This window comes from Zoogloea sp., assembly GCF_028693495.1.
In the GTDB taxonomy this organism is placed as follows: domain Bacteria; phylum Pseudomonadota; class Gammaproteobacteria; order Burkholderiales; family Rhodocyclaceae; genus Zoogloea.
The window spans coordinates 1-15,186 of sequence record NZ_JAQUVG010000085.1 but is presented as its reverse complement, the minus strand read 5'-3'; the positions used below and the strand labels follow the sequence as shown (position 1 = coordinate 15,186).

Sequence of the window (15,186 nt, the reverse complement as noted above, 5' to 3'; positions counted from 1 at the left end):
CAGGAATAGGAACTGCACCATCCATCACACTGGAGCCCGTCGGAGATTTATAACCCGCCAAATAGCTCAGCCCAAGACTGGTCAGAAAGAACACCGCAGCCAGGGCTGCCGTAGTCCGACTCAGGAAATTTGCCGAACCAGACGATCCAAACAGACTCCCGGAAGCACCACTTCCGAAAGCAGCCCCCATGTCGGCGCCCTTGCCATGCTGCATGAGCACAAGGCCAATCACCCCGAGTCCTGCCAGGATATGCACCGTCAAAACAATGGAAAAAACCACACCACCCATCACACTCTCCAAAATCCGTCAGGAAGCAGCCGCAGCTGCACAAATCGCCAAAAATCCATTCGCCTCAAGGGAGGCCCCACCCACCAGCGCACCATCGATATCCGGACACGCAAACAACTCTGCTGCGTTGGCCGGATTGACACTGCCGCCATAAAGAATACGCACTGACTCACCATCGAGACCCCGCCTCCGAACGCACTCACGGATGAACTCGTGCATCCCCTGAGCCTGAACTGGCGTTGCCGTGCGACCCGTACCGATGGCCCAGACAGGCTCATAGGCCAGCACGCAGCGGGAGCTACCCATATCCGCCAGCCCACCTGCAAGCTGAGAAGCAACAACCTCCTCCGCCCGCCCGGACTCCCGCTGCTCAAGGGTTTCTCCCACGCACAGAATCGGACAAAGCCCCGCCTCAGTCACGCGATGCAGCTTGCTCGCCACGACTTCGTTCGACTCACCAAAAAGCGCCCTGCGCTCTGAATGCCCGACGATGACCCAGCTACACCCCAGATCCTTGAGCATTGCGGCGGAGGTTTCCCCCGTAAAAGCCCCATCTGCAAAAGCCGCGACGTTCTGAGCCCCCAGCAGCACTCCAGACTGGACAAGCCTTTCATGCGCCTGAGCCAGATAAGGAAAGGGAGGACAGACCACAATTTCGACATCCTGGCCGGAGGCAGCGCAGACACCCTCCAGCAATGCCGCGTTGCGCGCCAGATCCCCATTCATCTTCCAGTTGCCGACTACAAGTTTCTTTCGCACCTTGGAACACCAGAGCCAAATCCTTTAATTCTATCCTTCCCGGGAATGAAGGTCAAAAAAAGGGCCGGCGCAGCCGACCCTCCTCTTGTTACCGCAGCCGTATCAATCAGCCGAAACGCCCGGTAATGTAGTCCTCGGTTTCCTTGCGCTTGGGCTTGATGAAGATCTCATCGGTGAGCCCGAACTCAACCAGCTCGCCCAGATACATGTAGGCCGTGTAGTCGGAAACCCGCGCAGCCTGCTGCATGTTATGGGTCACGATGGCGATGGTGTACTCGCTCTTGAGCTCATGAACGAGCTCCTCGACCTTTGCCGTGGAAATGGGATCAAGTGCGGAGGTAGGCTCATCAAGCAGCAGCACTTCCGGCTTGACTGCAACACCACGGGCAATGCAGAGGCGCTGTTGCTGGCCACCGGACAAGGACAGACCGCTCTGATTCAGCTTGTCCTTGACCTCATCCCACAGGGCCGCCTTGCGCAATGCCCATTCGACCCGGTTATCCATGTCCGCACGGGAAAGACTGTCGTACAGACGGACGCCAAACGCGATGTTCTCGTAAATGGACATGGGAAAAGGCGTCGGCTTCTGGAAAACCATCCCCACCTTCGCACGCAGGGCATTCACATCCTGCCCCTGGTCAAGCATGTTATGACCATTGAGCAGGATCTCACCCGTGGCCCGCTGCCCCGGGTACAGGTCATACATCCGGTTGAGAGTGCGCAGCAAGGTGGATTTGCCACAACCCGACGGACCAATGAAGGCGGTGACCATCCCTTCTCGAATATCCAGGTTGATCTTCTTCAACCCCTGGAAGGATCCGTAGTAAAAATCCAGGTTGCGGATCTGGATCTTCGTGCGCAGTTCCGAGTGGTCAACCTGGGTCGAATCGCCGCGAAGCTGCGAGAACGTCATATCACGCTTGGTCGTTACGTTGGTTTGCATGATGGATTCCTAAATCTTTTTACGGAACATGATACGCACGAGGATGTTCAGGCAGAGCACGCCAAACGTGATGATGATCGCACCACCCCACGCCAGAGAGTTCCAGTTTTCATAAGGACTCATCGCAAACTGGAAGATGACCACGGGCAGGTTGGCCATGGGCGCGTTCATGTCGTAACTGGTAAATTGATTGTTGAGCGCCGTGAACAGCAAGGGAGCCGTCTCACCACTCACCCGGGCCACTGCCAGCAGGATCCCGGTAAGAACACCCGCCTTGGCCGCACGCAGGACCACGCTGATAACAATCTTCCAGCGGGGAGCCCCGAGGGCGGCAGCAGCCTCACGCAGGCTGCCCGGAACAAGGTTGAGCATGTTTTCGGTTGTCCGCACAACCACCGGGATCGCAATCAGGGTCAATGCCAGGGAGCCCGCCCAACCCGAAAAATGCTGAACCTGCGCTACATACATGGCATAGATGAAGACACCGATCACGATGGATGGCGCCGACAACAGGATGTCGTTGATGAAGCGGGTGGCAGGCGCAAGCCAGCCGGAACGACCATACTCGGACAGATAAATACCTGCCAGGATGCCGATCGGGGTTGCAATGAAGGTAGACGCTCCGACCATCATTGCACTGCCAAGGATGGCATTGTAAAGACCACCATCAGAGCCCGGTGCCGGTGTGGACATCGTGAAAAGGGAAATGCTCAGCGCCCCGAAACCCTTGATCAACAGCACGATCAGGATCCAGGCAAGGAAGGCCATGCCGACTCCCATGGCCACGAGGGACAGGAAAAGTGCCAGGCGATTGGTGCGGACACGCTTGGCGTAAAGGGCTGCAGAATTGCTCATCAGGTCTTCTCCCCTTCCATGCGGCCGAGACGCATCAGCAACAGTTTTGACAGGGACAACACAATAAAGGTTACGAAGAAGAGGATCAGGCCAAGAGCGATCAGCGAGGAAACATGCAGATCGGAGGCCGCCTCGGCAAACTCATTGGCCAAGGTGGAGGCAATGCTGTTACCGGCATCGAAGAGCGAAGGACTGATCCGGTGAGCATTGCCAATGACGAAGGTCACTGCCATGGTCTCACCCAAAGCCCGTCCAAGGCCCAGCATCACGCCACCAATCACGCCAACACGGGTATAGGGCAGCACGATGTTCCAGACAACCTCCCAGGTCGTGGCGCCAAGACCATAGGCAGACTCCTTCAGGATGCCCGGCACGACTTCAAATACATCTCGCATCACCGATGCAATGAAGGGTATGACCATGACGGAGAGAATCAGCCCCGCCGAAAGAATGCCAATGCCATTCTGCGGTCCCTGAAAGAGGTTGCCCACCAGGGGCACGTTGCCCAGGGTTGCTGCCAACACGGGCTGCACGTAGTCCGCAAAGAGGGGAGCAAAAACAAACAAACCCCACATTCCATAGATGATACTGGGAACTGCTGCCAGCAGTTCGACCGCTATCCCCAGCGCCCCACGCAGCTTGGGGGGACAGAGTTCGGTCAGGAAAATCGCAATGCCGAAGCTGACCGGAATCGCTACCACCAGGGCGATGACGGACGTTGCCAAGGTGCCGTAGATGGAAATCAGTCCACCAAACCTGTCGGCAACCGGATTCCACTCAGCACTGAAAGGAAAACCAGCACCAAACTCCTGCAAGGCAGGCCAGGCTCCGTAAAGCAGCGACCCCATGATCGCAGCCATGATGGCCAGCACGGAAAAGGCAAAAAAACGAGTTACCTGGTGGAAGATCGCATCCTGAATGCGCTGGATACGCATGCGGTCCCGAGGCGGCTCAGGCTGTTTGATGCTGCTCGCAGCAAGTCCGGCAGTCGCACACTCCGGCGACGCCCCCGAACCGAGAACAGAGCTTTGGGAAGACATTACGGCTCACCGATCAGTTAAGCTAACAAACAAAAACAGGATGAAAGCACAGCACATGCCGCCCTTTCATCCCGACTTGAATCCGGAAGCTTACTTCAGGACAGCACCACCGGAAGCATCCTTCAGGGAAGAACGCAGCGCGGTATCGATCTGCTTGACCAGCGAGGCAGGCAGGGGCACATAGTCCAGATCAGAGGCCGATTTCTGACCATTCTTGAAAGCCCAGTCAAAGAACTTCACAACCTCCTGAGCCTTGGCCGGGTCAGCCTGGACCTTGTGCATCAGGATGAAGCTGGCACCCGTAATCGGCCAGCTGGTCTTACCCGGCTGCTCGGTCAGGATTTCGCCAAAGCCAGGAGCCTTGGCCCAGTCTGCAAAGGCTGCCGCAGCCTGGAAAGTCAGATCGTCAGGCTGAACAAACTCACCCGCCTTGTTCTTCATGGCCAGGTGGATCATCTTGTTCTTCTTGGCATAGGCATACTCCACATAGCCGATGCCGCCCTTGATGCGCTGGACGTAGGAGGCAACACCTTCGTTACCCTTGCCGCCAACACCTTCCGGCCACTGAACAGCAGTACCTGCACCAACCTTGTCCTTCCACTCCACATTTACCTTGGAGAGGTAATTGGTGAACAGGAAAGTGGTACCCGAGCCATCTGCACGACGAACGACTGTGATGTTCTCATCGGGCAGCTTGACACCAGCATTCAGGGCAACCAGAGCCGGATCGTTCCATTTCTTGATCTTGCCCAGGAAGATGTTGGCCAGCACCTCACCGGTAAGCTTCATCTGCCCCGGAGCAACCCCTTCCAGGTTCACCACCGGAACAACGCCACCGATCACTGCAGGAAACTGCACCAAGCCATCCTTGTCCAGATCCTCAGGCTTGAGGGGCATGTCGGACGCACCGAAATCAACGGTCTTGGCCTTGATCTGCTTGATGCCACCGCCAGAACCAATGGACTGGTAATTCAGGCCCACTCCTGTCTTGGCCTTGTATTCCTCAGCCCACTTGGAATAAATCGGGTAGGGAAAAGTGGCACCGGCACCAGTGATATCTGCGGCTTGTGCAACAGCAGCGCCACCCAGGGCAACAACAAGCGAACAGGCGCGAATGAAACCTTGCATGAAATTCTCCATCGTAAAGTGGATGCCCGAGAGGCGAAAAACCCGGCAAAGGCCAGTGCTTTGACTTCAGACCGGGTTTGATTGTACGAGGGGAAAATTTCAATAATGTTACATCTTGCAGTGCATCACAATCAGGCGGCCGCCGCTTTCACCACTTCTGCAAGGGATTGGGCAAGACGCAGGACCTGCTCTTCATGCCGTCCCTCCACCATCACCCTCAGCAATGGCTCTGTACCCGAGGGACGCAGCAGTACCCGACCAGTATCGCCAAGATCGGCTTCCGCAGCCCTGACTGCAGCCTCGATGACAGGACTGCCCGTCCAGTTGAACCCAGGCTGTACCCTGACATTGATCAGTTTCTGGGGATAGAACACCAGATCCTCACACATCTCCTTCAGGCTCACACCCTGCCTGCCAAGGGCGGCTAAAACCTGCAACCCGGCAATGATGCCATCCCCCGTTGTGTGCCAGTCGAGGCAAATGATGTGACCTGAGTTCTCTCCCCCCAGTTTCCAGCCACGCTCGTGGAGCATCTCGAGCACATAACGATCCCCCACCTTGGCACGGGCAAACGGAATGCCCAGACGAGCAAGCGCATGTTCAAAACCAAGATTGCTCATCAAGGTACCAACAACGCCACTGACAGGCTGACCACTCAAGCAGGATGCCTTGGCAATCACATAAAGGAGCTTGTCACCATCATAGATCGCTCCCTCAGCGTCCACCATCACGATCCGGTCGCCATCGCCATCCAGCGAAATCCCCAGATCAGCACCACTCGCCAGCACGGCGTCCCGAATACTGGAAGGCGCCGTCGCACCGACCTTGTCATTGATGTTCATGCCATTCGGCTCGGCACCCACAACCACCAGGTCGGCGCCCAGTTCATGAAATACCTTGGGGGCTACCATGTAAGCCGCACCATGAGCACAATCCAGCGCGATCTTCATGCTGCGAAGATCAAATTCATTGGGGAATGTGCTCTTGCAAAACTCCACATAACGACCCCTCGCATCATCGATACGCTTGGCCTTGCCCAGACTTGCAGACGCCTCGCAGCCCATCGGCTCATCCAACCGAGCCTCGATTTCAAGCTCCACTGCATCAGGGAGCTTGGTTCCTGCAGCCGAAAAGAACTTGATCCCGTTATCTTCAAAAGGGTTATGAGAGGCGGAAATCACGACACCCACCTGAAGTCGCAGCGCCCGGGTCATGTAGGCGATGGCAGGCGTAGGCAACGGTCCGGCCAGATACACGTCTACACCGGCAGCTGAAAATCCAGCCTCCAGCGCTGACTCCAGCATGTATCCAGAAATTCGGGTGTCCTTACCAATAATGACTGCAGGATGCTCCCCCGGACGCAGATTTTCACGAGCAACCAGCGTCTTGCCTGCTGCATACCCCAATCGCATGCAGAAATCCGGGGTGATCGGTGCCTTGCCAACACAACCACGCACTCCATCCGTACCAAAATACCGACGCGACATTTTTCCCTCCATCAGACAGTCAGGCTCGGGAACATAGCATCAATTGTGGCGAGTTGCTAAGCGCGCCTCCTCAATGGCAAGCCACATCCTAATCACATCACGGCTTGCTCCAACGTCATGAGTACGAATGATTCGAGCGCCTTCCTCAATGGCAGCAAATGCCGCAACCGACCCCGCTACCAACCGCCCATCGACCGGCCGATCGGTAATGGACCCGAGCATGGACTTGCGGGACATGCCCACCAACAGTGGATAACCACTGGCAAGAAAGCGCTTCAGGGACACCAGCAGTGTCAGGTTGTGAGTCACAGTCTTGCCAAAACCGAAGCCCGGATCCAGCAGGATACGGGAAGCGTCTACTCCCGCCCCCCGAAGCTCCGCAACTCGGCTTTCAAGAAACGCCGCCACGTCATCGGTCACATTTGCATAACTTGGTGCCACCTGCATTGTCCGGGGCTCCCCCTGCATATGCATCACACAGAGAGCGGCCCGGCTGCTGGCAACAGCTTCGATGGCACCAGGAACACGAAAGCCAGCGATATCGTTGATCAGGTCGGCACCATACCGAAGAGCCTCCGCCATCACCACCGGCTTGACTGTATCGACAGATAATGGAACCCCCAGTTGCGCCAAGGCCTCCACCACAGGCATGACACGATCCAGTTCCTCCTGAGCGGTAACGGCCTGTGAGCCGGGTCGCGTGGACTCACCCCCGATATCCAGTAATTCTGCCCCCTCCCCTACTGCCTGCTCAGCTGCACGCAACGCCTGCCCAACCCCCTGATGCCCATCCCCAGAAAAGGAGTCCGGAGTAACGTTGACTATGGCCATGATCCTCGGCCGGGAAAGGTCCAGCTCGAAACGTCCGCACGAGAGAAACGAATTCATCGAATGACAACTCCCCAAATCGAAACCAGCCCCCCCCCGCCAAAACGGAGTTTCATGGTCTCGAGGTGAAACCAACAGGGCACAACGAGAAAGGGCCGGATCAGACCGGCCCTTCAGGTGGGTATTTAAATTCCAGAATCAGGATGCGGGCGCTGGAGCCGCAGGAGCTGCGCCCGGGGAATCATCCCCAGACCGACGTGCAACGCTTGAAGCAGGCTTGGGGGCACGCGGAGGCTTGCCAGCCATGATGTCGTTGATCTGATCCGCGTCAATGGTCTCGATCTCGAGGAGAGCCGCCGTCATTGCCTCAACCTTATCCCGATTCGCCTCAAGCAGGCTACGCGCCAGCGCATACTGCTGATCCAGAATGCGGCGGATCTCGGTATCCACCTTCTGCATGGTTGCTTCAGACATGTTCTTGTGGGTTGTCACCGACCGTCCCAGGAAGACTTCGCCCTCTTCCTCGCCGTACACCATCGGCCCCAGATTGTCCGACATCCCCCACTGGGTCACCATCCGCCGAGCCAGGTCCGTAGCTCGCTGAAAATCGTTGGAAGCGCCGGTCGTCATCTGATTCATGAACAGCTCTTCTGCGATCCGGCCGCCAAACAATACAGCAATCGTTTGCAGGAGTCGTTCGCGATCCTGGCTGTAACGATCCTGTTCCGGCAACTGCATCGTCACACCGAGGGCCCGTCCGCGCGGGATGATGGTGACCTTGTGTACGGGATCTGTCTTGTCCAGGCATTTGGCAACAATTGCATGGCCTGATTCGTGATATGCCGTATTACGGCGCTCCTCTTCAGGCATGACCATGGAACGACGCTCGGCGCCCATCATGATCTTGTCCTTGGCGCGCTCGAAGTCATCCATATCCACCAGACGCTTGTTGCCACGGGCGGCAAAGAGCGCAGCCTCGTTCACCAGATTGGCCAGGTCGGCACCCGCAAACCCCGGGCAACCACGAGCCAGTATCAGTGCATCCACATCTGGGGCGATGGGTACCTTGCGCATGTGGACTCTCAGGATCTGCTCGCGACCGCGAATATCCGGCAGCGGTACCACCACCTGCCGATCAAAACGACCAGGACGCAACAGCGCAGGATCAAGCACATCAGGTCGGTTGGTCGCAGCAATCACGATGACACCGGAGACACCTTCAAATCCATCCATTTCGACCAGCAACTGGTTCAGGGTCTGTTCGCGTTCGTCATTCCCCCCCCCCAGTCCAGCCCCCCGCTGCCTGCCAACCGCGTCGATTTCGTCAATGAAAATGATGCAGGGAGCCTGTTTCTTGGCCTGCTCGAACATGTCCCGCACACGGGCTGCGCCCACGCCAACAAACATCTCGACAAAGTCGGAGCCGGAAATCGAGAAAAACGGAACCTTGGCCTCCCCTGCGATAGCCTTGGCCAGCAGTGTCTTGCCGGTTCCCGGAGACCCGACCATCAGGACGCCCTTGGGAATGTGCCCCCCCAACTTCTGGAATTTGGACGGATCACGCAGAAACTCCACCAGTTCCGCGACCTCCTCCTTGGCCTCATCACAGCCTGCCACATCAGCAAACGTGATGGTATTGGCTGTTTCATCAAGCATCTTGGCCTTTGATTTGCCAAACGAGAAAGCGCCGCCACGCCCTCCGCCCTGCATCTGACGCATGAAGAAGACCCAGACGCCGATCAGCAGGATCATCGGGAACCACGAAACAAAAATGTTCATGAGGAAGGACTGCTCTTCCTCAGGCTTGGCCGCAGTGACCTTGACGCCATAGCGCATGAGATCACCGACCATCCAGATGTCCTGCACACCAGGAGTGTAGACGGTGACCTGCCTGCCGTCCTGGGTAGTTGCCCGGACCGTACGGCCATCCACCACCGCCTTGGCGATCTTGCCCTGCTTGGCGTCGTCCATGAACTGGGAGTACTCCACCGAACTCTGTGCAGCCTGACGACTATTGAACTGGTTGAAGACGGTCATCAGGACGACCCCAATTACCAGCCAGATCGCGAGATTCTTGAAAAGATTGTTCAAAACGATTCCTTGAAAGCCCGGCAGGGGCTACACAGCATGATTGACTGATTCTAAGTCTGATCGTTCGCTGGATCAAATGATGATGGTCATAGAAATTACCAATTCAAGAGTCCTCAGCCCCGCCTGCCCGAACCCAGCAGGTAGACCTCTGAACTTCTTCCACGGGAAGCCTCCGGTTTGCGTACGATAACCTGACGAAACACACGCTCCATTGCACGACGAAACTCCTCAAAGCCCTGCCCCTGGAACACCTTGACCAGAAACTTACCGTGGGGCCCCAGATGGTCTCCAGCGAACTCCAGGGCCAGTTCTGCCAGGTGGATGGAACGAGCCTGATCACTGGTCGGGATGCCGGAGATATTCGGCGCGATATCCGACATCACCAGGTCCACCTGCCGATCCCCGAGGAGTGCCTCGAACCGGGCCACGAACATCTCATCGTGGAAATCCCCCTGCATGAACTCCACCCCGGGAATCGGCTCGATGGGCAGAAGATCCATGGCAAGAACCCGGCCGCCCTGCCCCACCCGCTTGATGGCGACCTGGCTCCAGGAACCAGGCGCAGCACCCAGGTCCACGACCACACTCCCCTGGCGGATGAGTTTGTCCTTGTCATCGATCTCCATCAACTTGAAAGCGGCACGCGCACGCCAGCCCTCCGTTTTCGCCCTCTGCACAAACGGGTCGTTGACATGCTCCGTCATCCAGGATTTGCTAGTCTTGGTACGCTTCATCGCGGTACAATTACGCCCTTTTTTCAATGAGTTGCAAAATGATCGAACTCACCCCGACCCAACGCCGGGAACTCCGTGCGAAAGCCCACCACCTTCATCCGGTGGTCAGTGTCGCCGGCAACGGTCTGACTCCGGCCGTACTGAAGGAAATCGACCACGCCCTCCAGGCCCACGAACTCATCAAGATTCGTATTTACGGTGAAGACCGCAGCCAGCGGGATTCGATCATGGAGACGGTCTGTCGCGAGCTCGGAGCAGCTTCTGTCCAGCATATCGGCAAGACCCTGGTGATCTGGAGGGAAAAGCAAGAGCGGGAAGAAGCTGTGACCACAGCCCCTGAAAAGCCCCGGAAGCTGGCTTCGAAGGCAAAATCTGCCAAGGCACTTTCAGCCCGTCGTGGCATCGCTTCCCTGAAAAACAAAAGCACCGCCAAACAAAATTTCTGGTTTCCTTCCCAGTCCAAGACGCCTCGTGGCGAGCGCTGACCCTGGCAATGACGGCCTGACTCAGCGCAGGCCGCGCCCTTGAAGGACCACCAGAAACAACCCAAGAACGCTCTGAATCAAATACACGATGCTGGATACGCCGTGCCAGGCCACGAACCGGTCCCGCAGGGCACCTTCCATCACTTCCCTGGGCAAGGAATCGATCTTCAACTGGGCCATGATCGGCTGAATACCGAAGTGACCGGCAGCGGTCAGCACAAGCATGACCAGCACCAACCAGAAAACGCTGCTTTTAAAGGCAGCGCTTTCCTTGCGCAAAGCGAGGAATACCAGCAAATAAGCTGCTGCTGACATACCCAACCAAGCCACCCAGGAGAACATCTCTCCAGCCAGACGGCCGGCCAGAATCCGGTCGTCCAGGACACGAAACAGGGTCGGGGCTGCCAGATAGCCAATGGCCCAAAGAGCCCCAACCCAGAAAGTGACGCAAATGCTGTAGACGCTGTCGTAAAAGCGCTGCATTGCCTGTCCGATCACGCGTAGCGAACGTCAATCAACTCGAATTCCCGTACACCACCCGGCGCCTGAACCTCAGCCACATCACCGGCAAACTTGCCAATGAGCGCCCTGGCAATGGGAGAGCTGATGGCGATCTTGCCATCCTTGATGTCAGCCTCGTCATCACCCACGATCTGATATACAAGGACATCCCCGGTATCAAGGTCCTCGATCTCAACCGTAGCACCGAACACGCAGCGTCCATCCGCATCCAGCAGCCTGGGATCAATGATCTGGGCATTGGAAAGCTTACCCTCCACCTCCCTGATGCGGCCTTCGATGAAGCCCTGGCGTTCCTTGGCCGCATCATATTCGGCATTTTCCGACAAATCACCGTGAGACCGGGCCTCTGCAATTGCAGCGATCACTCCAGGCCTATCCACGGTTTTCAGGCGGTGCAGTTCCTGCTTCAGCTTCTCTGCACCATTAACGGTCAGCGGTACCTTGTTCATGCCTTGGCCAACTCCGCGTGGAGGGCCTGCAGGGAGTAAGCCTCGAGACCCACAAGATGGCGCATGCCCATGCAGGCTGCCCGCGCACCCTCGATGGTGGTGTAGATCGTCACCTTGGCAGCCAGCGCGCTGGTACGGATGGAGCGGGAGTCGGTGATGGCCTGACGCTTTTCCTCGACGGTGTTGATGACCAGACTGATCTCGTTGTTCTTGATCATGTCCACGATGTGCGGGCGACCTTCATTCACCTTGTTCACCGCCGACACCGGCAATCCGGCTGCAGAAATGGCAGCCGCAGTGCCACGGGTGGCCACCACGGAGAAACCGAGATCAATCAATTCACGCGCCACCTCGACTGCCTTGACACGGTCCGTGTGCTTGACACTGATGAAGGCCTTGCCGGAGGTCGGCAGGCGCACGCCAGCGCCAAGCTGGCTCTTGACAAAGGCCTCTGCAAAGGTGCGACCCACCCCCATCACCTCGCCAGTGGACTTCATCTCAGGCCCAAGGATGGTATCCACTCCCGGGAATTTGACGAACGGGAAGACAGCCTCCTTGACGGAGTAATAAGGGGGTACGATCTCGCCCGCAATCCCCTGATCGTCCAGGCTTCGGCCCGCCATGCAGCGGGCAGCAATCTTGGCCAGCGGCAGACTGCTCGCCTTGGACACGAAAGGCACGGTGCGGGAAGCCCGGGGGTTTACCTCGAGAACATAGACCACCGCATCATCGCCCTCGCCCTGAATGGCAAACTGGACGTTCATCAGACCACACACATTGAGTGCCCGGGCCATCGCCTCGGTCTGACGACGCAACTCGTCCTGCAGCTTTTGGGAAAGGGTATAGGGAGGCAATGAGCAGGCAGAGTCACCGGAGTGCACGCCGGCCTGCTCAATGTGTTCCATGATGCCGCCGATCATCACGCGCTTGCCGTCGGACAGGGCATCCACATCCACTTCGGTGGCGTCGTTGAGGAAGCGGTCCAGGAGTACCGGCGAGTCGTTGGAGACCTTGACGGCCTCACGCATGTAGCGCTCCAGATCCTTCTGCTCATGGACGATTTCCATGGCCCGACCACCCAGCACATAGGACGGACGGACCACCAGCGGATAGCCGATCTCGGCAGCGAGGCGAACAGCGTCTTCCGGCGTACGGGCGGTCCGGTTGGGTGGCTGCTTGAGCCCCAGATCCATGAGCAACTTCTGGAAACGCTCCCGATCTTCAGCCGCATCAATCATGTCGGGACTGGTGCCGATGATGGGTACGCCATTGGCTTCCAGGTCACGGGCACGCTTCAGGGGCGTCTGGCCACCGAACTGGACGATCACACCAACAGGCTTCTCCACCGCGACGATCTCGAGGATGTCCTCAAGGGTCAGGGGCTCGAAGTAGAGACGATCAGAGGTGTCATAGTCCGTGGAGACGGTTTCCGGATTGCAGTTGACCATGATGGTCTCATAGCCATCCTCGCGCATTGCCATGGCTGCATGCACGCAGCAGTAGTCGAACTCGATGCCCTGGCCGATCCGGTTCGGGCCACCGCCCAGCACCATGATCTTCTTGTTGCTGGTGGGCAGGGCCTCGCATTCGTCCTCGTAAGAGGAATAGAGATAGGCCGTGGAGGTGGCGAACTCGGCCGCGCAGGTATCCACACGCTTGAACACCGGACGCACACCAGCAGCATGACGGTGCAGACGGACGGAGGTTTCATCGGTGCTGAGCAGCTTGGCCAGACGACGGTCAGCAAAGCCCTTGCGCTTCAGCTCACGCAGCTCGGCAGCGTTGATGCCCTTGAGGGAACGACCCATCAGGGACTTCTCGGTCTTGATGATGTCCTCTATCTGAACCAGGAACCAGTAATCGATACGGGTCAGGGCGTGCACCTGCTCCAGGCTCATGCCTTCGCGGAAGGCCTGGCCAACATACCAGATGCGCTGGGAGCCCGGCTCGGACAATTCGCGCTCCAGATCGTCGTGATCAACCTCCACCTCATCCAGGCCATAAGCGCCGGTCTCGAGACCGCGCAAGGCTTTCTGAAAAGACTCCTGGAAGGTCCGGCCCATGGCCATGACCTCACCCACAGACTTCATCTGGGTCGTCAGCCGATCGTTGGCCAACGGGAATTTCTCGAAGGCAAAACGGGGAATCTTGGTAACAACATAGTCAATGGAGGGCTCGAAGGACGCCGGGGTCGCACCACCGGTAATGTCATTCTTGAGCTCATCGAGGGTGAACCCCACCGCCAGCTTGGCAGCCACCTTGGCAATCGGGAAACCGGTGGCCTTGGAAGCCAGCGCAGAGGAGCGGGAGACGCGCGGGTTCATCTCGATGACGATCATGCGGCCGTCTGCCGGATTGATGGCAAACTGAACATTGGAACCACCGGTATCCACGCCGATTTCCCGAAGCACCGCAATGGAGGCATTACGGAGGATCTGATATTCCTTGTCGGTGAGGGTCTGGGCCGGGGCAACGGTGATGGAATCGCCGGTATGCACCCCCATCGGATCCAGGTTCTCGATGGAGCATACGATGATGCAGTTGTCCGCCTTGTCGCGGACTACTTCCATCTCGTACTCCTTCCAGCCAATCAAGGACTCCTCAATCAACAATTCATTGGTCGGTGAGGCCTCGAGACCACGCTTGCAGATTTCGGCAAACTCTTCGGAGTTGTAGGCGATACCACCACCGGTACCGCCCAGGGTGAAGGACGGACGGATGATGACGGGGAAGCCGATCTCGATCTGAACCTGCAACGCCTCTTCCATGCTATGGGCAATGCCGGAGCGGGCAGAGCCCAGCCCGATCTTGGTCATCGCATCCTTGAATTTGAGACGGTCCTCAGCCTTGTCGATGGCCTCTTCCTTGGCACCGATGAGCTCTACGCCATACTTGGCGAGGACACCATTGCGGGCCAGGTCAAGGGCGCAGTTGAGGGCGGTCTGCCCCCCCATCGTGGGGAGCACCGCATCCGGACGCTCTTTCTCAATGATCCGCTCAACCACCTGCCAGGTGATCGGCTCGATGTAGGTCACATCAGCAGTTTCCGGATCGGTCATGATGGTGGCCGGATTGGAGTTAACCAGCACCACCTTATAACCTTCCTCGCGCAGGGCCTTGCAGGCCTGGGCGCCGGAGTAGTCGAACTCACAAGCCTGACCGATGATGATCGGGCCTGCACCAATGATGAGGATGGTCTTGATGTCTGTACGTTTGGGCATGGTTCTTCAGAGGCAAAAAAGCGGATGAACGGAGAGAGGCGCGACCTGGCGCGCCCGAGCGACGATCAGCTTCAGCCCTTCGCCTCCATCAGCGCAATGAATCGGTCGAACAGATAGGCCACGTCGTGGGGACCGGGACTGGCTTCCGGGTGCCCCTGAAAACAGAAAGCCGGCACATCGGTACGGGCGAGACCCTGCAGGCTCCCATCGAAGAGAGACACGTGAGTCACCCTCAGATTGGCCGGCAAAGTGGTGGAGTCCACCGCAAAACCGTGGTTTTGACTGGTAATCAGCACCTGCCCCGACTCCAGATCCTTGACCGGATGGTTGGCTCCGTGGTGACCAAACTTCATCT

14 protein-coding genes and 1 pseudogene are annotated in these 15,186 nt (G+C 57.7%); 1 reads left to right on the top strand and 14 read right to left on the bottom strand.

Features of this window, described 5'->3' with window-relative positions; translation table 11 throughout:
• The 10 genes from secG to PHD22_RS13125 form a co-directional block, all read right to left on the bottom strand.
• On the bottom strand, nt 1-289 hold a 289-nt coding region (gene secG, locus PHD22_RS13170), incomplete at its 3' end, for a preprotein translocase subunit SecG (protein ID WP_299867608.1).
• 18 nt (nt 290-307) lie between these two features.
• Nucleotides 308-1,048 (bottom strand): triose-phosphate isomerase, encoded by a 741-nt coding sequence (gene tpiA, locus PHD22_RS13165; protein ID WP_299867605.1) that lies wholly within the window; start codon nt 1,046-1,048, stop codon nt 308-310.
• A gap of 106 nt (nt 1,049-1,154) precedes the next feature.
• Nucleotides 1,155-1,961 (bottom strand): phosphate ABC transporter ATP-binding protein PstB, encoded by an 807-nt coding sequence (gene pstB / locus PHD22_RS13160; RefSeq protein ID WP_299867611.1) that lies wholly within the window; start codon nt 1,959-1,961, stop codon nt 1,155-1,157.
• A 39-nt stretch (nt 1,962-2,000) separates the two neighbouring features.
• A complete protein-coding gene (gene pstA / locus PHD22_RS13155) occupies nt 2,001-2,846 on the bottom strand; it encodes a phosphate ABC transporter permease PstA (RefSeq protein WP_299867602.1) in 846 nt (281 codons plus the stop codon).
• On the bottom strand, nt 2,846-3,886 hold the full coding sequence (gene pstC / locus PHD22_RS13150) for a phosphate ABC transporter permease subunit PstC (protein ID WP_299867599.1): 1,041 nt from the start codon (nt 3,884-3,886) through the stop codon (nt 2,846-2,848). Before pstC ends, pstA begins: the two co-directional genes overlap by 1 nt.
• A gap of 90 nt (nt 3,887-3,976) precedes the next feature.
• Nucleotides 3,977-5,014 carry a phosphate ABC transporter substrate-binding protein PstS gene (gene pstS / locus PHD22_RS13145; RefSeq protein ID WP_299867596.1) on the bottom strand — a complete coding sequence of 346 codons (1,038 nt, stop codon included), beginning with the start codon at nt 5,012-5,014 and terminating at the stop codon, nt 3,977-3,979.
• 131 nt (nt 5,015-5,145) lie between these two features.
• Nucleotides 5,146-6,501: a phosphoglucosamine mutase gene (gene glmM, locus PHD22_RS13140; RefSeq protein ID WP_299867594.1), complete on the bottom strand. Its 1,356-nt coding sequence runs from the start codon at nt 6,499-6,501 to the stop codon at nt 5,146-5,148.
• 39 nt (nt 6,502-6,540) lie between these two features.
• Nucleotides 6,541-7,389, bottom strand: coding sequence for a dihydropteroate synthase (gene folP / locus PHD22_RS13135; RefSeq protein WP_299867591.1), 849 nt, complete (start codon nt 7,387-7,389; stop codon nt 6,541-6,543).
• A 138-nt stretch (nt 7,390-7,527) separates the two neighbouring features.
• Nucleotides 7,528-9,420 carry an ATP-dependent zinc metalloprotease FtsH gene (ftsH, locus tag PHD22_RS13130; protein ID WP_299867588.1) on the bottom strand — a complete coding sequence of 631 codons (1,893 nt, stop codon included), beginning with the start codon at nt 9,418-9,420 and terminating at the stop codon, nt 7,528-7,530.
• Between the two features lie 113 nt (nt 9,421-9,533).
• Nucleotides 9,534-10,154, bottom strand: a complete 621-nt coding sequence (locus tag PHD22_RS13125; RefSeq protein WP_299867585.1) for an RlmE family RNA methyltransferase — start codon at nt 10,152-10,154, stop codon at nt 9,534-9,536.
• 38 nt (nt 10,155-10,192) lie between these two features.
• Between PHD22_RS13125 and yhbY the strand changes: the two genes are divergently transcribed.
• Nucleotides 10,193-10,639 (top strand): ribosome assembly RNA-binding protein YhbY, encoded by a 447-nt coding sequence (gene yhbY, locus PHD22_RS13120; RefSeq protein ID WP_299867582.1) that lies wholly within the window; start codon nt 10,193-10,195, stop codon nt 10,637-10,639.
• Between the two features lie 21 nt (nt 10,640-10,660).
• Here yhbY and PHD22_RS13115 read toward each other — a convergent pair whose 3' ends face one another.
• From PHD22_RS13115 to PHD22_RS13100, 4 genes and pseudogenes are all read right to left on the bottom strand, one after another.
• Entirely contained in the window at nt 10,661-11,122 is a 462-nt protein-coding gene (locus tag PHD22_RS13115; protein ID WP_299867579.1) for a DUF4149 domain-containing protein, read from the bottom strand.
• A gap of 11 nt (nt 11,123-11,133) precedes the next feature.
• Nucleotides 11,134-11,610 carry a transcription elongation factor GreA gene (gene greA, locus PHD22_RS13110; protein WP_299867576.1) on the bottom strand — a complete coding sequence of 159 codons (477 nt, stop codon included), beginning with the start codon at nt 11,608-11,610 and terminating at the stop codon, nt 11,134-11,136.
• The gene (gene carB / locus PHD22_RS13105) at nt 11,607-14,831 is read right to left on the bottom strand and encodes a carbamoyl-phosphate synthase large subunit (RefSeq protein WP_299867573.1); all 3,225 of its coding nucleotides are present in this window, start codon (nt 14,829-14,831) and stop codon (nt 11,607-11,609) included. The genes greA and carB overlap by 4 nt, the downstream gene beginning before the upstream one ends.
• 71 nt (nt 14,832-14,902) lie before the next feature.
• Nucleotides 14,903-15,186 (bottom strand): annotated as a pseudogene (locus PHD22_RS13100) (carbamoyl-phosphate synthase small subunit); the annotation flags it as partial.